The sequence below is a fragment of the Polaromonas sp. CG_23.6 genome, assembly GCF_029892315.1.
Classification (GTDB): Bacteria; Pseudomonadota; Gammaproteobacteria; order Burkholderiales; family Burkholderiaceae_C; genus Polaromonas.
In genome coordinates this window covers 1,447,910-1,468,135 of the sequence record NZ_JARXUY010000001.1, presented here as the reverse complement: position 1 = coordinate 1,468,135, position 20,226 = coordinate 1,447,910, and the positions used below count along the sequence as shown (strand labels likewise).

16 protein-coding genes and 2 pseudogenes are annotated in these 20,226 nt (G+C 60.1%); 2 read left to right on the top strand and 16 right to left on the bottom strand.

All coding sequences use genetic code 11. The features are described 5' to 3' along the window. Window positions 1-201: 201 nt before the first annotated feature. The gene (locus tag H4V98_RS06950) at window positions 202-426 is read left to right on the top strand and encodes a DUF1059 domain-containing protein (RefSeq protein ID WP_196861559.1); all 225 of its coding nucleotides are present in this window, start codon (window positions 202-204) and stop codon (window positions 424-426) included. Window positions 427-460: 34 nt separating this feature from the next. Here H4V98_RS06950 and H4V98_RS06945 read toward each other — a convergent pair whose 3' ends face one another. From H4V98_RS06945 to H4V98_RS06880, 14 genes and pseudogenes are all read right to left on the bottom strand, one after another. Beyond that, complete coding sequence (locus tag H4V98_RS06945; protein ID WP_196861558.1) at window positions 461-892, bottom strand: group II truncated hemoglobin; 432 nt, start codon at window positions 890-892, stop codon at window positions 461-463. 122 nt (window positions 893-1,014) lie between these two features. Continuing rightward, entirely contained in the window at window positions 1,015-3,585 is a 2,571-nt protein-coding gene (locus H4V98_RS06940) for an FtsX-like permease family protein (RefSeq protein WP_196861557.1), read from the bottom strand. 193 nt (window positions 3,586-3,778) lie between these two features. Next, a pseudogene (locus H4V98_RS06935) lies at window positions 3,779-4,021 on the bottom strand (formate dehydrogenase accessory sulfurtransferase FdhD); the annotation flags it as partial. A 456-nt stretch (window positions 4,022-4,477) separates the two neighbouring features. After that, window positions 4,478-5,077, bottom strand: a pseudogene (locus H4V98_RS06930) (formate dehydrogenase accessory sulfurtransferase FdhD); the annotation flags it as partial. A 71-nt stretch (window positions 5,078-5,148) separates the two neighbouring features. Beyond that, a complete protein-coding gene (locus H4V98_RS06925) occupies window positions 5,149-5,538 on the bottom strand; it encodes a hypothetical protein (protein ID WP_196861556.1) in 390 nt (129 codons plus the stop codon). Window positions 5,539-5,559: 21 nt separating this feature from the next. Further along, window positions 5,560-6,768, bottom strand: coding sequence for a formate dehydrogenase subunit gamma (locus tag H4V98_RS06920; protein ID WP_196861555.1), 1,209 nt, complete (start codon window positions 6,766-6,768; stop codon window positions 5,560-5,562). A gap of 11 nt (window positions 6,769-6,779) precedes the next feature. Then, window positions 6,780-7,010 carry a hypothetical protein gene (locus H4V98_RS06915; RefSeq protein ID WP_196861554.1) on the bottom strand — a complete coding sequence of 77 codons (231 nt, stop codon included), beginning with the start codon at window positions 7,008-7,010 and terminating at the stop codon, window positions 6,780-6,782. Continuing rightward, window positions 7,007-7,627: a formate dehydrogenase FDH3 subunit beta gene (gene fdh3B, locus H4V98_RS06910; RefSeq protein WP_029525759.1), complete on the bottom strand. Its 621-nt coding sequence runs from the start codon at window positions 7,625-7,627 to the stop codon at window positions 7,007-7,009. Before fdh3B ends, H4V98_RS06915 begins: the two co-directional genes overlap by 4 nt. A 12-nt stretch (window positions 7,628-7,639) precedes the next feature. After that, window positions 7,640-10,615 (bottom strand): formate dehydrogenase subunit alpha, encoded by a 2,976-nt coding sequence (locus tag H4V98_RS06905; RefSeq protein WP_196861553.1) that lies wholly within the window; start codon window positions 10,613-10,615, stop codon window positions 7,640-7,642. Window positions 10,616-10,670: 55 nt separating this feature from the next. Beyond that, complete coding sequence (locus H4V98_RS06900) at window positions 10,671-10,877, bottom strand: formate dehydrogenase (RefSeq protein ID WP_280757362.1); 207 nt, start codon at window positions 10,875-10,877, stop codon at window positions 10,671-10,673. Window positions 10,878-11,078: 201 nt separating this feature from the next. Beyond that, window positions 11,079-11,693, bottom strand: a complete 615-nt coding sequence (locus H4V98_RS06895) for a molecular chaperone TorD family protein (protein WP_196861551.1) — start codon at window positions 11,691-11,693, stop codon at window positions 11,079-11,081. Window positions 11,694-11,709: 16 nt separating this feature from the next. Continuing rightward, a complete protein-coding gene (locus H4V98_RS06890) occupies window positions 11,710-13,797 on the bottom strand; it encodes a 4Fe-4S binding protein (protein WP_196861550.1) in 2,088 nt (695 codons plus the stop codon). Next, complete coding sequence (locus H4V98_RS06885) at window positions 13,760-14,482, bottom strand: DUF3306 domain-containing protein (protein WP_196861549.1); 723 nt, start codon at window positions 14,480-14,482, stop codon at window positions 13,760-13,762. The genes H4V98_RS06890 and H4V98_RS06885 overlap by 38 nt, the downstream gene beginning before the upstream one ends. Further along, entirely contained in the window at window positions 14,475-15,068 is a 594-nt protein-coding gene (locus H4V98_RS06880; protein WP_231374275.1) for a DUF3305 domain-containing protein, read from the bottom strand. Before H4V98_RS06880 ends, H4V98_RS06885 begins: the two co-directional genes overlap by 8 nt. A 170-nt stretch (window positions 15,069-15,238) precedes the next feature. On the opposite strand from H4V98_RS06880, the gene H4V98_RS06875 reads away from it, so the two are divergent. Beyond that, window positions 15,239-15,736 carry a C40 family peptidase gene (locus tag H4V98_RS06875; protein WP_196861548.1) on the top strand — a complete coding sequence of 166 codons (498 nt, stop codon included), beginning with the start codon at window positions 15,239-15,241 and terminating at the stop codon, window positions 15,734-15,736. 622 nt (window positions 15,737-16,358) lie between these two features. On the opposite strand, the gene H4V98_RS06870 is transcribed toward H4V98_RS06875, so the two are convergent. Continuing rightward, window positions 16,359-18,344, bottom strand: a complete 1,986-nt coding sequence (locus tag H4V98_RS06870; RefSeq protein ID WP_280757361.1) for a galactose oxidase-like domain-containing protein — start codon at window positions 18,342-18,344, stop codon at window positions 16,359-16,361. Between the two features lie 239 nt (window positions 18,345-18,583). Continuing rightward, a complete protein-coding gene (locus tag H4V98_RS06865) occupies window positions 18,584-19,525 on the bottom strand; it encodes a hypothetical protein (protein ID WP_196861546.1) in 942 nt (313 codons plus the stop codon). Window positions 19,526-20,226 lie beyond the last annotated feature (701 nt).

Below are 20,226 nucleotides of genomic sequence, written 5' to 3'. Positions count from 1 at the left end.
CTAACGCAGACGGCATATTGACAATTCTTCCGGGCGGCTTCAGTATGCTTTGGTGGGCGCTTCCTGTGCGGTTTTGTATTTCTGCACGGGATGTCCCTGATGCCGGTGCAAGCCTGGCTGCAGGGAGAAACCATGGGTTCTGCGGACCGCCCAGACGCCGTTGAACCGGGTGGGTGAGACACAGCACCGAAAGGAGTCATCATGTCACGCCAATACATCGATTGCCGGGAATTTCCCAGCGCCATGAACTGCAGCGTCGCGCTGTCAGCGGACAGCGACAAGGAGCTGCTTGAGGCCGCCGTGCAGCATGCCGTCGCCGTGCATGGGCACAACGACTCGCCAGAGCTGCGCAAGCAGCTGGCCTCAATGTTCAAGCAGGGCACGCCGCCGCTGGCGGTGGCGCAGGCCGGCATGGCCAGCGCCTGATCAACACATTGGTGTCAAGCAGGAACCGCCGCCTTCACTCGCCGCGGTTGCGCATCCAGTCGGCGGTCTGGAAAAACGAGGCATTGAGCCGTGCACGCAGGGCGTCGTCCACGCCGGTTTCCTGCATTGCCTGGTCCATGCAGGCCAGCCACTGGTCGCGCTCCTTGATGCCAATGCTGCCGCCGCCGGTCTGCTGCGGCATGTGGCGCTGGCGCAGGCGCGGATGGCCGAAGCGTTCGGTGTAGTGTTGGGGGCCGCCCATCCAGCCGCACAGGAACCAGAACAGGCGCTCTCGGGCATTGTCCAGGGTGCTGCCGTGCGCTGCACGCAAGGCGGTGTAGGCCGGCTCCAGATCCATGAGGTCGTAGAAACGCTCGACCAGCGCCTTGACGCATTCCTCGCCACCGATCCAGGCAAAAGGGGTTTCGTGGAGTGGAGTTTCGGCGGGTTTGTCATCAGTGTTCATAGCGAGGATTTTATGAACCCGCCAGCCGCCCTTGCCGCGAAGTCGCGAATCCGGGGATACGCGACAGCCAGCGCGGCCGGATTCCCGCTTGTGCGGCAGTGCCAAGGCCACGCAGCTGGGTTTTACTGGGCCTTGCGCAGCGTTTCCACCACCGGGGTCTTCAGAACGGCGCGCAGTCCCCACCAGCCGGCGGCCAGCGCCAGGGCCGCGCCGGCCAGGCTGCCAAACACCGGCACAGTCCACGAACCGGTCCAGTTGAAGTCGAACACATAGCGCGCCAGGCCCCAGCCGACCACCAGCGCCACCATCGACGCCAGGAAACCGGCCAGCAAACCGACACCGGCCAACTCGGCGCGCTGCACCTGCCGCAGCAGTGACGCCCGGGCGCCCACGGCGCGCATGATGGCGAATTCTCGGGCGCGTTCCTCGCGGGTGGCGGTGATGGCGGCAAACAGCACCACCAGTCCCGCCGCCAGTGTGAAGCCGAACAGAAACTCGACCGCCCGGATCACCTGGTCGAGCACCCGCTGCACCTGCGCCAGCGTGCTGCTCATGTCCACATTGGTGATGTTGGGAAAGGCACGCACCAGCGTGTTGTCAAAGCTTTGCGGCCGGGGCTGCCCGCTGGCCACCGGGTCGGCGGGTTCGGGTGCGCGAAAAGCGCTGATGAAGGTCACCGGCACGTCGGCGGCAAGTTGTGCCACCGGGTACATGACGAAAAAGTTCACATGCATCGAGCCCCAGTCCACCTTGCGCAGGCTGGTGATCCTGGCTTCGTTGGTCTGGCCGGCAATGTCGAAACGCAGGCTGTCGCCAAGCTTCAGGCCCAGCGTTTCGGCCAGACCTTCCTCGACGCTGATGGCGCCTGCTTCATTGGGTGTCCAGCGGCCGGCAACCACCTGGTTGTGGGCCGGCTTTTCGGCGCTGTTGGACAGGTTGAACTCGCGGTCCACCAGTCGCCTGGCGCGGTCGTCCTCGTAATTCCCGGGCGTGATGTCCTTGCCGTTGATGGCCACCAGCCGGCCGCGAATCATCGGGTACCAGTCAAACTTGGTCACGCCGCCGTCCTTGAGCGCCTGCTGAAAGGCGTCGCCCTGGTCGGGCTGCACATTGATGACAAAACGGTTGGGCGCATCCGCCGGCGTCGCCTGGCGCCAGCTGCTGATGAGGTCGGTGCGCAGCAGCACCAGCAGCATCAGCGCCAGCAGGCCGATGGCCAGGGCGCTGGTCTGCACCACTGCATAGACCGGCCGGGCCGACAACTGGCGCGTGGCCAGCACCAGCCAGCGCGGCGCGGTGGCTTCATTGACGCTAGCGCGCAGCAGCCTGACGGCGGCGTAGCTGGCAGCGGCAAACACCAGAACGGCGCCGGCAAAGCCGCCAACGGCGATCAGGCCGAGCTTCAAGTCGCTGCTGGCAGCCATCAGCAAGGCTGCAAAGCCCAGAATGCCCACGCCCAGCACCAGCATCGACACCGGCTTAAGGTTGCCGACATCGCGGCGAATTACCCGCAGTGGCGGCACCTGGGCCAGTTGCAGCACTGGCGGCAGCCCGAACGCCAGCAAAAGCGTCAAGCCCATGCCCATGCCAAACGCCGCCGGCCAGAAGGTCGCAGCCGGCAAGGTAGCGCTGACCAGCCCGGCCAGCAACAACACAAACACGTAATGCACGGCAAAACCGAGTGCCACGCCCAGCGCGCTGGCCACCAGGCCGGCAAGCACAAATTCAAATGTGTAGGCCAGTGCAATGGTCCGCTGCGGCTGACCCAGCACGCGCAGCATGGCGCAGTCGTCCAGGTGCTTGGCGGCAAAGCTGCGCGCAACGATGGCGACGGCCACGGCGCTGAGCAGCGCGGCCAGCAGCGCCACCAGGTTCAGGAATTTTTCGGCCCGCTCCAGCGTCTGCTGCATCTGCGGGCTGCCGCTCTCCAGGGATTCGAGCCGCGCGCCGCGCAGCGCTGTTTCAGCGCCCGGCTTGTTCAGCTCGTCGGTGGCCCAAGTGACATAGGACTTGACGGCTTGCGCGTCATTGCTTGCCACGGCAAAGCGGTAATTGGTGCGGCTGGCTGGCTGGATCAGGCCAGTGGCAGCGACGTCAAGCTGGTTGACCATGACGCGCGGTGAAAAGCTGATGAAGCCGGAACCCCGGTCAGGTTCCTGCACGATCACGCGGGTGACGGTGAATCGGGCATCGCCCATCAGCAGCGGCTGGCCGAGCTTCAGCCCCAGCGCATCGAGCAGCGCTGCATCGACCCAGGCGGTGCCGGGTGCGGGAATGTCACGCGTCGGCTGCGCCGTGGTTTCATCAAGGCTGGTGGCTACCCTCATGTTGCCGCGCAGCGGGTAAGTTTCGGGAACAGCCTTGAAAGCCACCAGCTTGCTGGCGCCACCGTCCTCTTCCCGGGCGCGGGCCATGGTCGGAAAAGTGACGGTGGAAATGGCGTTCAGGCCCAGTGACCGGGCTTTTTCAATGAAAAGCGCCGGAATCGGGCCATCGCTGCGCACCACGGCATCGCCGCCGAGCAACTGCAGGGCGTCCCGCTGCAGCCCGCCATTGAGCCGGTCGGCAAAAAACCCGACAGCCGTAAGAGACGCCACAGCCAGCGTGACCGCCACCATCAGCAGTCGCAACTCGCCCGCCCGCAGATCGCGCAGCAGGGTTTTCCAGCCGAGCTTGAGAAAAAGAGTGTTCATGGCGTGACCTTAGCGCAGAACCGGTAAGGGGTACGCAATTAAGGGTTGATGTGCGGGGATAAGCAGTCTCGCGGCCAAGCTGGCCTTGCCAAGGTTTTCAGGTTATTTTTACAAGCCAAAAATGTAGTTTGCGCATATTGCGCTTGTGCTGACAGCTATCAAAAAAGAATCTTGTCTGCGCTGGCAACACGACTCACCCCGCACCGGCTGAAACAGAAGCTGCAACCAGCAAGCCAGGCTCCAGTCGAAGCCGCTCGGCATGGGTATAGCAAAGAAACCGTTTGTTGGTGGCACGGCCAATTGCGCACAAGCCGACCAATTGCGCCACCTGGTGGCCCATTTGCGTGATGCCGCTGCGCGAGACCACCACCGGCACGCCCATCTGCGCCGACTTGATGACCATCTCGCTGGTCAGCCGGCCGGTGGTGTAGAAGACCAGCCCTGAAGCAGTTGAAGCCGCGGCATCCGATACAGCATGCGCAGCTGAGTCATCCGCCTCTGCACCAGCAAGGGCCGCTGATCCGGCTTTGCCGGGCTGCAGGCGCAGCGCCCCTTCGGCGGGGTCCGATACAGCAAGCGCGGGGGAGTTCTGCGTCTCTGCACCAGCAAGGGCCGCGGAACCGGCTTTGCCGGGCCGCAGGCGCAGCGCCCCCTCGGCGGGGTCCGATACAGCAAGCGCGGGGGAGTTCTGCGTCTCTGCACCTGCAAGGGCCGCGGAACCGGCTTTGCCGGGCTGCAGGCGCAGCGCCCCTTCGGCGGAGTCCGATACGGCAAGTGCGGGGGAGTTCTGCGTCTCTGCACCTGCAAGGGCCGCGGAACCGGCTTTGCCGGGCTGCAGGCGCAGCGCCCCCTCGGGGGGCAGCGAACCACACGGAGTGGGGAGCGTGGGGGCTTCATTCATCCACATCCAGCCGGCGATGGTGTCGATGGCGTTGTGCCGCCCGACATCTTCGACAAACAGCAGCATGTCGGATTCGCCGGAAGCAGTTGAAAACAACGCGCAGGCATGAACCGAGCCGGCTGACTTGTAGGTGGTTTCCTTGAGCCGGATGGTGTTAACCAAACTGTAGAGCTGGCTTTGCGTGATGGCTGCCTCTTCGGGCAGTGCGATCTGGTCCACCTCGTCCATCAGGCCACCAAACACGCTGCCTTGCCCGCACCCGGTAGTAACCACCCGGTGTGCGGTTTTTTCCTCGATGTCCTCGATGCCGTGGCGCGTTTTGACGGCGGCGGCACCCACATCCCAATCAACCGTGATCGACTCGATGTCGGCGACGTCCCGCACCAGGCGCTGGTTGCGCAGGTAGCCCAGCACCAGCAGTTCGGGGTTCGCCCCCAGCGTCATCAACGTGACCAGTTCGCGCTTGTCAACATACACCGTCAGCGCACGCTCGGCAGGAATCGAGACTTTTTGCTGTTCGCCAAATTCGTTGACCGCATCAATCTCGCTGGTCAGCGGTGCCCGGGCTTTCGTCAGATAGGGAAGTGTCATGGAAAAAAGAGTACCGTAAAAAAAGGCCGGCACCTTGCGGTCCGGCCTTTCAGAAAAAGAAATAGCAAAAATCAGGGCTTTCTGGCCGGATTCATAACGGCATCAGGCACCGTGCTGCTGGGCGGGCTGGCAGCCGTGGTGGCTGGTGAATGGGCGCCTGACGCCTCAATGGGTTTGGCCGCATTAGCAGGTGCAGCGACGTAACTGCCCGGATTGGCACAAGGCGGAGTGGCCGTCGCCGGCTTGGTTTCTTTGCCAGCAGTCTGAGCAGAAGCCATATACATGGCGGCTACCCGGTCCTGCGCCTGACACAGCTGGTAAGCATCGACTTTTGAAGTCCATGCTGCCTTGCCGGCAGCTTCATCGGACTTGGCCTTGGCCTCGGCCGAAAGTGCCGGCAGTTTCGCCATTGCCAGCGTACAGACACCGAGCATCAGGCTGGTAATGAGGTATTTTTTCATGGAAATCCTTGGCTCTTGTCTTTATGCCTGAACCGCCGGTATGGCAGGGGGCACGGGTTGGCTGCGCTGGGCAGGAATGCGGCCCGCCTTGACCTCGTCATACCAGTATTCGTGGTGGTCTTTGGCCCAGGCTTCGTCCACATAACCGGTTCTCATTGCTTTGTAGGCATCCTGCATGCCGATGGTGCCCAAATAAATATGCCCCATGAACATGGCCATCATGAAAACTGTGGCCACGGCATGGACCATGTGCGCAATCTGCATGGTTCCCCGCTCATAAACCATGCCAGGCACAATTTTGTCCAGCACGAAGCCGGAGGACACCACGATCAAGCCCAGGAAGAACACGCCGCCCCAGAAAACAACTTTTTCACCCGCGTTGAAGCGGTTGGATGCAGGCTCGTTGCCTGAAAACAGGCCGCCACCTTTTCGCAACCAGTTCAAGTCGCCCTTTTGCGGCCAGTTGTCGCGCAAAAATGTAAAAAATACAATCACCAGCGACACGGCAAAAAGTGGACCGGCAAAGTTATGCATGTTTTTCAGAACATAGGTCAGCCAGCCATACAGCGTGCCCCCCATGACCGGCAACATGAAGAACTTGCCAAATGCCATCACCAGGCCCGAGATGGCCAGAATCGAGAAAGCTATCGCATTGGACCAGTGCGCTGCGCGTTCAAAAGGTGTAAAACGCTCAATCTTTTTTCCGTTGTCAGGCGTATGGTTCTTGATTGAACCCTTGCTGAAATAAAAGAGCGCAATGGCAAGCACCACGATCACCAGCAGCGCGCCGCCATAAGGAATCAGCCAGTTGTTGCGTACCTGGCGCCACGCGTCGCCCGCATTGGTCAGGCGTGAACCAGGATATTGCACGAAGGGCTGAATCAGGTTGCCAGCCTCCGGTGCCTGACTTTTGGGCAGGCTGCTGTGTCCCGTGACACCCGCACCGACCTGGCGCCACATGGGGGCATTGTTGCCGGGCTGGACCTTGGCGCGCTCGCCATTGGTCTGGCTGGCATAACCCGGAAGTTCATTGGCGTCAGGCTTGACTTCGAAAATGTTCTGGCTCTGGACACCTCCCATGGCAGGCGGTGCGCTGGGCGCAGCCTGGGTGGTGGCAGGCGCTTGCGCCTCCATGGCGGGCACAGAACCGACAGGCGCCGGGGCCTGCGCAGCAACCGGTCCTGCCAAACCAATTGCTATTAAAAATATAGCTAATTGCGCATGCTTCATAAGGCCTCCGGTCAGTTTATCTTGGAGTACTCGTTCTGGGTGTTCTGCATGCGGGTTTTCAGCCCCTGCTCCCAGCTGTTTTTGTCACCCGCGTTCCAGCCCGGGGTTACAAACGAGTTTTTCGCGCCTTGAAACGCGGCAACGTGGCCTTTGTTACCGCCCAGGGTCTGCGGTTTTTCGCCGCAGGCAGACAAGCCCGCCAAGGCGACCAAAACCGGAATCAGCAAGACAAGCCTTGTCATGATTTCGCTCCTGCTGGCGGCTGGCCCGCCTGCTTGGAGCCGTAAGCCGTGCCCCAGCCCCAGACTTCGGCGCCCTTGCCGCGCTGCACGACGCGGTTGCGGAAAATATCCGCCACCACATCGCCATCGCCCGCAAGCAATGCCTTGGTCGAGCACATTTCGGCGCAGGCAGGCAACTTGCCTTCCGCCAGCCGGTTGCGGCCGTATTTTTCAAACTCCGCCTGGCTGCCGTTGACCTCGGGGCCACCGGCACAAAAAGTGCATTTGTCCATCTTGCCGCGCACACCGAAGGTGCCGGTGGAAGGAAACTGCGGCGCACCAAACGGGCAGGCATAAGAGCAGTAGCCACAGCCAATGCAGATGTCCTTGTCGTGCAGCACCACACCTTCGTCGGTGCGGTAAAAGCAGTTGACCGGACACACCGCCATGCAGGGGGCGTCGCTGCAGTGCATGCAGGCCACCGAGATGGATTTTTCTCCGGGAACGCCATCATTGAGTGTCACCACGCGGCGACGGTTTACGCCCCAAGGGACTTCGTTTTCGTTTTTGCAAGCGGTGACGCAGCCGTTGCATTCAATGCAGCGTTCCGCGTCACAGACAAATTTCATGCGTGCCATTTTTATTCTTCCTTATGCTCGTTCGACATTACAAACCGTCGTTTTCGTTTCCTGCATCATCGTCACGCTGTCGTAGCCGTAAGTGGTGCCGGTGTTGATGGCTTCACCACGAACAACGGGGTGCGCACCTTCCGGGTAATACGCCAGCATGTCGGCGCCCTGCCAGCGACCTGAAAAATGGAAAGGCATGAACACGGTGTCGGGACCGACACGTTCGGTCACCATCGCCTGCACATTGAGACGCGCGCCGGTCGGCGTGCTGACCCAGGCGCGCTCGCCGTTGCGGATGCCTTTTTCGGCGGCCACCTTGGGGTTGATCTCGATGAACATTTCCTGCTGCAACTCGGCCAGCCACGGATTGGACCGGGTTTCCTCGCCGCCGCCTTCGTATTCGACCAGCCGGCCGGACGTCATGATCAGCGGAAATTTCTCATGCACCTTGTCGGCGATGTTCTTGTCCTGCAATGTTTTGTACAGTGTTGGCAGGCGCCAAAAAGTCTTCTTATCATCATGCGTCGGATATTTAGCCGCCAAGTCAGGCCGAGTGCCATAAAGCGGTTCCCGATGCTGCGGAATCGCATCAGGAAAGTTCCATACCACGGCGCGCGCCTTGGCATTACCGAACGGATAGCAGCCGTGGTTTTTCATGACCACACGGATGATGCCGCCGGATGAATCGGTCTTCCAGTTCTTGCCCTCGGCAGCGGCTTTTTCAGGTTCGCTCAATTCGCCCCACCAGCCGAGCTTTTTCACCAGGATGTGGTCGAACTCCGGATAACCCGTGGTGATGTCAGCCCCCAGCGAATGCGAGCCGTCTTCAGCCAGCAAGGTCTTGCCTTCACGCTCGACGCCAAAGTTGGCGCGGAAGTTTCCGCCGCCGTCCATGACGTGCTTGGAAGTGTCGTACAGGTTGGGTGAGCCGGGGTGCTTCAGCTCCGGCGTGCCCCAGCACGGCCATGGCAGGCCAAAATAGTCGCCTGTCGTGTCGTAACCGGTCAGCTTGTCCTTGCCGCCTTTGGATTTAAGGGTCTTGACATCAAACAGGTGCATGTTGCGCATGTGCGCCTTCAGGCGCTCCGGACTCTGGCCGGTGTAGCCGATGGTCCAGCAGGTCTTGTTGATTTCGCGCAGGATGTCCTCGGGCACGGGCTCGTCCATGCCCTTGACCTTTTGCATTTTGTAGTTCTTGGACAACTCCTTGCCAAAGCCCAGGCGGTCGGCGAACTGCTGCATGATCATGTGGTCGCTACGGCTTTCCCACAGCGGCTCAATCACTTTTTCACGCCATTGCAGCGAACGGTTCGATGCAGTCACTGAGCCGCTGGTTTCAAACTGCGTGGCCGCCGGCAGCAGGTACACCGCGCGGTTCGGGTTCAAATCTTCGGCCTTGCCGGGCATGGCGGCCATGGCAGCGGTGGCTGACGGGTACGGGTCCACCACGACCAGCAAATCGAGCTTGTCCATGGCCCGTTTCATTTCCAGTCCCCGGGTCTGGGAGTTGGGGGCATGACCCCAATAGAAGACGCCGCGCAGGTTGGAATCCTGGTCAATGTATTCGTTTTTCTCCAGCACACCGTCAATCCAGCGCGACACGGTGATGCCGGGCTTGCCCATCATGGCAGGCGAGGCGTAGCGGCTCTTGATCCAGTCAAAGTCAACGCCCCAGGTCTTGGCAAAATGTTTCCACGAGCCTTCGGCCAAGCCGTAGTAGCCCGGCAGCGAGTCAGGATTGGGGCCGACATCGGTAGCGCCCTGCACGTTGTCGTGGCCCCGGAAAATGTTGGTGCCGCCGCCGCTTTTACCTACGTTGCCCAGGGCCAGCTGCAGGATGCAAGACGCGCGAACGATGGCATTGCCAGTGGTGTGCTGGGTCTGCCCCATGCACCAGACAATGGTTGAGGGCCGGTTCATCGCCATCATCTGTGCCGCTTTGAACACTTGCGCTTCCGGCACGCCGCAGGCTTCCTCGACCTTGTCAGGCGTCCATTTGGCCAGCACTTCTTCCTTGATTTTCTCCATGCCGTAAACACGGTCGTTGATGTACTTGGTATCTTCCCAGCCGTTCTTGAATATGTGGTGCAGCATGCCGAACACAAACGGAATGTCAGAGCCGGAGCGAATGCGGATGTATTCGTCAGCCTTGGCGGCAGTGCGCGTGAAACGTGGGTCCACCACGATCATCTTGCAACCCTTTTCCTTGGAATGCAGCATGTGCAGCATGCTGACCGGATGGGCCTCGGCGGCGTTCGAGCCGATGTACAACGCGCACTTGCTGTTTTGCATGTCGTTGTACGAATTGGTCATGGCGCCGTAGCCCCAGGTGTTGGCAACACCCGCCACCGTGGTCGAGTGGCAGATGCGGGCCTGGTGGTCGCAGTTGTTGCTGCCCCAGAAACTCATCCACTTGCGCAGCAAATACGACTGCTCGTTGTTGTGCTTGGACGAACCGATCACATACACCGAATCCGGGCCGCTTTCTTTGCGCAAGGCCAGCATGCGCTCGGTGATTTCATTCAGCGCCGTGTCCCAGCTGATACGCTCGTACTTGCCATTGACCAGCTTCATCGGATAGCGCAGGCGGTACTCGCCATGGCCATGCTCGCGCAGTGCAGCACCTTTGGCGCAGTGCGCACCCAGGTTGATGGGCGAATCAAATACCGGTTCCTGACGCACCCAGACGCCGTTTTCGACTACTGCATCGACTGCGCAGCCGACTGAGCAATGCGAGCAAATCGTGCGTTTCACCTCTATTTTTGAGGTACCCGTGGCTTCACCAGATGCAGCGGCATTGGCTTTTTTGACCAGTGTCAGCTGCGTTGCTGCCAAACCGACGCCAACCCCCAAACCTGAACGCCGCAGGAAAGCGCGCCGATCCATGGTGGGCAGGGCGTGGGACAGACCACGTGTAAGGCTTTGCACAAAGCGCGGAGAACCTGCGCGGTGCGCTGTCGAACCCAAGGTACTGGAAGATTTTTTCGTGAGCAGCATGAAGCTCTCCGTGAGAATTAAAGAAGAAATATCCGGGAAGAGAGATCAGACGAGATCAGACGCGCGCCGTCTTGTAATAGCGCTCGACATGCTCCGAGACGCTATAGCCACCGCCTTTTTCAGGTGCGGGCTTGGGAACCGCAACGGCAACTTCAGCGAGCTGCACTCGCGGCAGCGCCATCACGGCAGCAGCGGCTGCGCCGGTGGCTGCGGCACCGAAGAAGAAACCCCGGCGGGAGGGTTTGGGCTGGCTTTCTTGCATTTTTGCTTCCTGAAATTTTGGCGGTATATATGTAGCAATTTTCATAACTTTACGTCAGAGACAAGCGCACCACAATGGGTCACGGAGATAATGTCCAAAAACCAAGGGGAAACCATAGCGAATCAAAGATTTACATGTGCGCACCATGCTGGATATGGCTGTCACTCCGTGGCGGCGATCACGGGCTGAAAATAAAAGGTCTCAGTCCAGCATGTCAAAACCCTGCGTTTCAACGCTGACAAAGGATTGCGCAAAGCCGCAGAGTGCACGGTAGAAACGCGCCTTCGGATGCCGCATGACCGCCTCGCACATCATGGGGAACCAGGGCTGCACATGGCGGGTGAAAAATGTCCGCTGGCGCGTGAGATTGGCCACTTCGACATCGTCGCCGGCAATCAGGTAACGCATGACTTCGCACAGGTAGGCAGCATGGTCTTCTGTCTCTGACATGGCGCCGTCGCGCGCCAGGCCAAGGTCCGCCAGGTCGGTGCGCAGCGCTGCCAGCGGTTTTTCATTCAGAAAGCCGCTGAGGTAGTGGGAGCCGAAAAGATAGACCTCGGGTTTGCCCACGCCGCCGAACAAGGCGTCGTATTCACGGCGGATTTCGTCCAGCGACTGTTCACGCGCAGCAGCAACCAGCTCGCCCCAGGGGCTTTCCAGCAGCGCGCCAGCGGCCGGGGCCTGGGTCACGGCCACGCGCAGCCTGTCGTGCAAGTCGGCTGAAGGCGCCGCATAAAGCAATGCGGCGAGCAGGCCGTAGACCTCGGCACGCGCGGTTTCTTCGTCGAGGGTGGAGGCGGTGAGTTGGGCTTGCATGGATCGTTGCCAGTGGTTAGCGAATGTCGGAAATCTTGACTTCGTTGTCGGCCGAATAGATGTCGATCACCCGGCAGTCGCTGCACATCTTCAGGCGATCAGCCGCCGCACCCTGGAACATGGCATGGCCGGCCAGTTTGCCCAGCATGGATTCGATTGCCTTGAGCGTACCGAAAGGCTTGCTGCAGCGGATGCAGGCATAGGGCTGCATCTCGTTGATCACCACGGCTTCCCTGCGCTGGGGCGTGAGCCTGAGCTGGGGCACCAGCGTCAGCGCGTTTTCAGGACAGGTCGTGACACACAGACCGCATTGCACGCAGTTTTTTTCAATGAACCGGAGCTGCGGGCGTTCGGCGTTGTCCTGCAGGGCGCTGGCCGGGCAGGCGCTGACACAGCTCAGGCACAGCGTGCAGGCATCCTTATTGATGGCCAGCGCACCCAGCGGCGATGCGGCCGGCAACGCAATCGCTTCGGTTTTGAGCGGCTTGACTGGTGTGATTGAGGTAGCCGACATAACCGGCGCCTGCGCCATCAAATGGTCGAGCGCCAGCTCCAGCGTGGCGCGCTTGTCGGCCTGCACGGCAAAGCCGGCGGGCTGGGCAACGCCCTGCGCAGGCGCGGGCTGCAACTGCAGATCAAGCGCCGCCAGATCGCGCGCATCTTTTGCCTCCAGCAAACGGAAATGCTCACCTGAAAAACCGAGTCCGGTGAGGATGGCCTGCGCCACGTCCATCTGCTCGCGCACGGCTTCACGGTACTGCGGCGCTTCTTCGCCAGTCATCAGCACCCACACCTGCGACGCGCCATACGCCACGCTGGAGAGCCACAGCTCCAGGCCGGTTGAAGCGGTGTGAAACAGGCCCAGTGGCATCACGCGCGCCGGCACACCACGAATCGCCGGGTCGAGCCGGGCCCTGCGGCCCAAGTCGCCGAGCAGACGCGTGCCGGCTTCCTGGCTGTGCAACAGCAGCGCGGCATGCTTTCCGCCGGATTTGGCGTAGGTGGTCAGCAAGGTCTTGATTTTTGTACCCTGCTCGGCAGGGCGCGGGTAGGCATAAGAAATGGCGCCGGTCGGGCAGACCGTGGTGCAGGCGCCGCAGCCAACGCACAGATTGGGATTGACCTTGATCTGCTGGCGACTTTTTTCACTGCTGATGGCAGAGGCCGAACACACGTCAATGCAGGCATTGCAGCCCACGGTGTTGTTGCGGCTGTGGGCGCACAGCTTTTGCTTGTAGTTGAAAAACTTGGGCTTTTCAAACTCGCCCACCAGCGAACGCAGTTGCAGCAGCATACGGCTGTCCTGGCCATCCCAGCGGAAATAGCCTTGCGGCAGCGCATGCTGGGTAAAGGCGGGTGTGGCGCGCAGGTCGAGCACCAGGTCGAATTTTTCGCTCAGTGCTTCGGGCTCGCGGCTGAAATCGATGGCGCCGGCGACGCCGCAAACCTTCACGCAGGCCCGGTGCGACTGGCACAGGCTCATGTCGATCTGGTAGTCAAAGCCAATGGCGCCTTCCGGGCAGGCCGACAGGCAAGCGTTGCAGCGGGTGCACAGGTCCAGGTCAATCGGGTTGTTGCGCGTCCAGTTCAACTCGAAAGCGCCCAGCCAGCCGGTCAGTTGCTTGATTTGCCCGGCCAGCACCGGATAGCGCCGTTCCTGCAGACCGCCGCCCTGGCCTGCGCCCAGACTGAACAGTGTGACGTCAAGCGCATCCGAGACCAGTTCGGCAGCGCGCTCGGCGGCATCGAGCGGGCCAATGATAAGCAGGCGACCGGCGCTTTTGTAGGTCACCGTGGGCACCGGTTCGGCATCGGGCAGATGGGCCAGCGCCAACAAGGCGGCAATCTTCGGGCTGGCCTGAATGGCGTCCTTGCTCCAGCCGCCGGTTTCCCGGATATTGACGAACTTGATAACGGACGTGGCGCCTTCGGTTTGCTGGGCGAGTTCGGCAAACAGCCGGGTTTCCTGGGTGCAGGCGACGATGACGTCGTCGCCGGACTGGATGGCTTTCTGGAATGCGCCCGCTTCGCGCCGGCACAGCGTCGAATGCAGCGTCAGGTTTTCATCAAGTGCCGTGCCCAGCGCGCGGGGCTGAAGGGGCATGGTCTGGTTGCAGTCGCAAATGAGAGTTGGCATGGTCGTCGGGTTGGCTGGCGCCGTGATCCTCGAAAGGCTCGGGCTGGCTGGGGAGTTCAGCGATTGGGGTTGTCGGACTGAGAATGTCTTGTGAATTTCCAGGCTGCCTCGACATCTCAAGGTCGTTTTCAACCAATTCAACCGATTTCGTTGAATTTACAGGAGATTGCACTGCAGCGGCTTCTGGATCACTCTCATTATTTTCATCATCTTCGTTAAAAATTTTCAACAGCTTGGCGCCGACCATCTGGCGCAGCATGGATTCCGGAATCGGGTCGGCAATGGAATAGTCGCTGATATAGATGTCGAGGCCGTCCATCACGTTGTAGTGCGGGTCGGTGAAGAGTTTTTTCATGGCGGCGTTGCGCACGTCGGCACCGACATTTTGGGCCATGAAGGGCTTGAAGTCGGAATCCTGGGTAAGGGCTTTCACGTCGTCCAGCGAGAGCAGTTTTTCCGGCGATTCTGCCGGCGGCGTCGAAGGCGCAGAGGCCTGGGCCGAGTCGGCTACAAGCGCGGCGGGTGAGGCGGCGGTGGCAATTACTGGCGCGGCTTTTACCGGTGCGGCAGGCTCGGCCAGTGGCTTGCCCTGCAGCACGTCGGTCTTGCGCCGCGACCAGCGGCCAAGGAATCCGGTGGGCTCTTCAGCCACGACCGCCTCCGCCTCCGCCAAACTTCTTTTCGGTGCTCACGCGGGCCGGGCTGCCAAAGCGGTCGACCAGCGGCTGAAAACTTTGCGGACGCTGGCGGCGCTTGGCTTCAAGCACATGGTGTTCATCAACAAAATGCTGTATCCACTGCACCACGTCGGGCGGTGCGGGCACCTGCTCGACGGTTTCCTGCGCATCGAGCCAGCGGCCGGCGTCGTGGTAGCTCACGGTGACGATTTGCGGTACGGCAACAGGCTCTTCGGCCAGCGCAGCTACTTCTTCCATGCGCCAGACGACCCAGAAGCACGGCTGCGGCGTGGTGACATTGAGGTAGTAGCCTTCTGCATCGCCCCGGTGCAACTCCACCCGGAAGCCGGGATGCAGCCAGCGTTCCTCGCGCTCGTCCTTCAGCAACAGGCGCGGTTGCGTCCCAAAACTGGTCTCATGCGGCACCACATCGGCCAGCGTCCAGCGCCACGGCTGCCACACGTTGTCGATGCGCTCGCGGCGCATCACCACGGCCACATCCATGCACGGTCTGCGAAGGGCGTCATCGGTGTCGGGGGATTGCATCAGGAAATCGGACATGGCCGAAGTGTACGGCGCGCCTGATGCCCGCTGGAATCAAAGTCTTTTTCCGACAGACGTCTGCGGTAGGATGCCACTACAGCTCGCCTGCAATCTGCGAACGGTTTGAGGCGACCGGCTGGTACACACGCTGGCAGGCATCGCGTGCTGCAATTTTGGCTGGAGATTCAATGGTCCATCAGGCATATTCACGAAGGGGATGGGGTCAGTGGCTGGGCAGCATGACGCTGCTGGCTTTTGCCGGTTGCGCCACACAACCCGACCGCAGCCCGCGATCCCTGGACGCTTCACGTACCGGGAGCGATATTGCGCTGTTTGCGCTGTCGCTGCTGGACAGGTCCTATGTGTACGGTGGCCGCGGCCCGGCAACCGGGTTTGATTGCTCAGGACTGGTGTCGCACGTTTATCTTGAGGCCGCCGGCATCGCACTGCGGGGAAGCGCAGCGTCGATGGCCAAAGTCGCACGCCCGGTGAATACGGCCGACCTGATGGCTGGCGACCTGGTGTTTTTCAACACCCTGGGCTATTCGTTTTCGCATGTTGGCATTTATGTGGGCGACGGGCGCTTCGTGCATGCCAGCAACCCGCGAACCGGCGTGAGGACGGACAGGCTGGACAGCAAATACTATGCAACCCGGTTTGAAGGCGCGAAAACAGTATTGAGCTAAGCGTGAGCGTTGAGTGCGCGTGTCGTTTTTTCAGCGCGCCTGCAGCGCCCCCGACCCACCGCCCGGCTTGTTAGCGGCCATTCCCAAACACTCCATCATGAGCGATGCAAGCCCGATTTTTAAAAAACACCGGGTCTGCATACATCCCAATCCCGCTTTCATACACTATAAAATTAATAGCTACTCACGCATACAGGACGTGCGCAATAGCCATTTATCATACATAAGCAGTTACTACTCAGCGCACTCGAAGGGCTTCGCACTTTCTTTTGTCATTACGGACGGAGCCTGCCCGGGACTCGATCCGGGCAGGCTCCGTCCATGACCTCTCTGGGAGAAGTCATGGGTAAGCAAGCCGGGCAATACACCTCGAATCCAGCGCCATCATTGTGGCAAATGGTGTGCCTGAGCAGGTTGCCAGTGTTGGGGCAGCAGCTGTGCAATAAGCCCGTCTGTAAGGGTGCGCTCTGTTACTCGATGACTCGCCGCTTCGCCTCACGCCGAATACCGTCATCAAAGAAAAGCAATTTCAGCAGTTTAGTAATACTTGACTGTGTGGGCAGTCCCTGTAAGCCAGGTAAAGCCCACGATAAAGAGTCGAATAGAGGCCCCGGTTCAACTTTTAGCATGCATATGGGGCCCAGAAGTAAGTGCTGATGGTGGGGTTGTAGCCCGGATTTGCAAACTTGGCAATGTAGAGCTTGCTGTTGTACGACACGACACTGCCGGCAGCATATTGCTGTCCCTGCACCCAGTTTGAAAAGGTGCATGTCGGTGGCGGTGGGGGTGGCGGTGGCGGTGCTTCAGAGCAGGAATATACCGCCCAGAAGTAAGTGCTGATGGTGGGGTCGTAGCCCGGGTTTGCAAACTTGGCAATGTAGAGCTTGCTGTTGTACGACACGACACTGCCGGCAGCATATTGTTGTCCCTGCACCCAGTTTGAGAAGGTGCATGTCGGTGGCGGTGGCGGTGCTTCAGAGCAGAAATATACCGCCCAGAAGTAAGTGCTGATGGTGGGGTCGTAGCCCGGGTTTGCAAACTTGGCGATGTAGAGCTTGCTGTTGTACGACACGATACTGCCGGCAGCATATTGTTTTCCCTGTACCCAGTTTGAAAAGGTACATGTCGCTGGCGGTGATGAGGAGGTTGTCGTGAACGACAAGGCATTCGATGTGCTTGTGTCAGGATTCACCACCGTAATTTGCGCAGTTCCGGCGGCTGCAATATCTCCCGCCGCAATCGCTGCCGAAAGCTGGCCGGAGTTGACAAATGTCGTTGTCCGGCTTGAGCCGTTCCAGCGCACCACGGAGGCGGTTACAAAATTTGAACCCTTCACTGTCAGCGAAAAACTCGGTCCCCCTGCTGTTGCCGTGGCCGGCGCCAGAGACGATACAGCAGACAGCAGGCTACTGGACTGCGGAGTCAGTTGGATCACTCTGGCTGTGGATGGCACGCCATTCTTCAAAAGGAAGACCATGTAATGGCCTGCGGGAACGGTCAGGCTGTTCGGTGCAACGATATTAATACCGCCAGCTGCCTGCGTGATGCTGGTCGAGCTAAAGAAACCTTGATGCATATTGTTTGTATGGGTGACCGAGGGCAGTGCAATCCAGCTCACAGCGTCGATGCCCGCCGCGTCAGGCGTGCCGACGAAAAGACTTTGCCCTTTGTTAACGCTGGCAGGCGCTGATGAAATGACAGGCCTCGCTCCCGCAAAAAGATAGGGCGGCGAAAATATTTCGGTTTGCGTGAGCCCATTGCCTCCGGCAACCAACACGCGGGCATCGGGCAGCAGCAGTGCAGTTGAGTGGTAAATCCTGGCAAGTCTGCCAGCCGCCATGAGGCGCCAGGACTCCGTGACAGGATTCCACAGCTCTGCTTCAAGCACCGGCATGCCCGGACTGCCATTGTTAAACCCTGGTCCGCGCGTGCCGCCGGTTGTCAGCACGGTGCCATCGGGCAGCATGGTTGCATTCATGGATCTTCGAGCCACGCTCATCGAGCCCACGGCACGCCAACTTGGCGTGGCTGCGTTCAGGTCGATGACTTCAGCGGTATTCGTGGGCGGATCGCTCCCGCCTACTGTGAGGATTTTTCCTGGCGCATACATCACGGCGCTGCCGTAATCCCGCACTGCATTGAACGTTCGATTGGCAACGAACGACCATGCCCCCGTGCCGGCAGTGTTCAGATATCGGGTTGCAACTTCGGGGCCTGCATTAAAAACAGAGCCATTAGGCGCAACAAACATGTACGGATAGATAGGCAGGCTCAATTGCGCGGCGGTGAGGTCGCGCCAGGTTCCGGTGGCGGCCTGCCACACTTGCGGCAAGGGATTGGTGCCGTTGGGCGTGTCCACGGCACCCGAGACCACCAGCACGTCCCCGTTGGGAAGCCCGGTCACGGTGGGATACCACCTGCCGAGGTTCATCCGCGCCTGCCGCGTCCAGCTGTTGTTGACAGGGTTGTAAATTGCGGCATCGGGCAGCCCAACCCAGTTGTCAATGTGGCCTCCTGCGACGAACAGCCGTCCGTCCGGCAAGAACGTATGCGCGCTGCAAAACGGATCGAAACCAATCCGGCTCAGGGCTGTCACGCTGCCCGACACGGGGTCCCAGAGCCTTGGGTCATCTCCACTTACGCCGTCCCCTGGCCAAAGCATGACGGTCAAATTGGGAAGCATGTGGATGTGCGTGGGGAAATAGGGGAAATCGGGCCCGTTTTGCCATTGACCGCTCGTTTGAGGGGTTTGCGCCCAAAGCCAGGGCGATCCAAGTGTGCACATTGCCAAGGCAAACCGTAGCAGCCACTGAACCATCAGGTAGACAGGATTTTTCATGATTGCTCTCACCTCAATGGATGCAAAACAAAAATGCGCCGGGCAGCATGGTGGTCCACATGCTCATGGGACTCCTGGGGCGCGCCAGTTTGCCCGTCATGCCCCATCACCACGATGTCCCCTCTCTTGTTGATGCTCAGTGCATCGGTCATCACCAGCCCAGGGATGGTCACCAGCGAATTGAGGTCCAGCATGCCGGTTGCCGCAGTCCAGACAAAAGCGCGATCGCCTTCGGTGCTGCTTGATGTGCCCACCACCTCGCCCCGGTTGTTGACATCGCGGGCTCGGCTGTCACTGCCGCCATTGAGCGTCCCAAGGTCCCGAATGCCGACGCCGCCTGGCTGCCACAGCACTGCCCGCGAACGGTTAGGAAATTCACCAGCGCCAATTGCCACGCCGGCGATGGCGCCGTTTTCAGTGATGCTGACAGCCTCGCTGTTGACAAAGCCAGGCAGTGTGCCCAGGCTGATGATGCCGCCCTTGCGCGGCCAGGCCACAGCCGTCTTCACTTCATTGCCGGATACACCCACGATGTCGCCCCTGTCGTTGAGGTCAAGGGCCCGTGTTGTCAGTGCGCCAATACTTTGGAGCAACTGGACCTCGCCGCGCCGGGTCCACCACACCGCGCGAATTCCAACATCCCCACTGGCATAGCCGGCAGCCTCGCCCAGTTCGTTGATCGCATAGGCTATGCCGCCGTTGGTGCCCGGTGGCAGCGTGAGTTTCTGTACCCCGCCCCTGCGCACCGCTCGGAAAGGATGAAGCGCCTCACTGGTGTTCAAGGCCCCGACAATCTCGCTCTGGTCATTGATGCCATAGGCAACGCTGTTGCCAGCGCCCTGCTCGCCAGCAACGTCCTCGACGGCGTTGTTTGCCATGAAAATCAGCGCTGACGAAGCTTTGCGTTTGTCCTTTTGGAAGCCGCCAGCCACCTCGTTGGTGGAATTCATTCCACGGATTACGGTGGTGGCGCCCGGATTGTCAAGCCTGGCGTACTCAATGGCAGTATAGGCAGGGCGCGTTTGCGCTTGCAACGATGGCAGATACAGCAGGGGGCCCACAGCTGTCACCAAGAGCAACGCCCAATGGAAGACATACAAGCCAAAAAAATGCTCCGAATGCTTATTTCTGCACTCAGTCTGTCTTGACTTAACCATGGCAAGCCTTTCAGCAGACGGTTGTTACCATCTTAAAATTTGTAATTGCAGCTTATTTCCTGTTTCGCATTGATTCACTGCTTCAACACCTGCACCCCTCGCAGCGACGCAATGCACTTGGAAAGTTTCATAACATCACAAGCAATTTTTTCCTTAAATACAGTTATGTATTAACAAGCAAAAAAAATTTCTGTACAAGCTGTACCTAACAAAAACCAAGCGTTCTTATATTTAGAAACATCCCCACGCTTCATAACCGTCGGTGACGTTACCCCGGAGTCAGACAGGTTTGACACCAGTTCAAGTTGTACTGATTTCACGCGGCTGGACGGCGCTGCCCCGGTTTTTGCATTTGGTGTTGCTGACGCCTGGCCTCCTCGAACCCAGCCCCCTCTTACTGGAGCGCAGCACAACCGAGAGTCTTTCTTGGGTCGGGTCCTTATCCACGACCATCGCGCCGCCGCTTGACGTCTTGTGAAGCTCCTGCGGCGTTT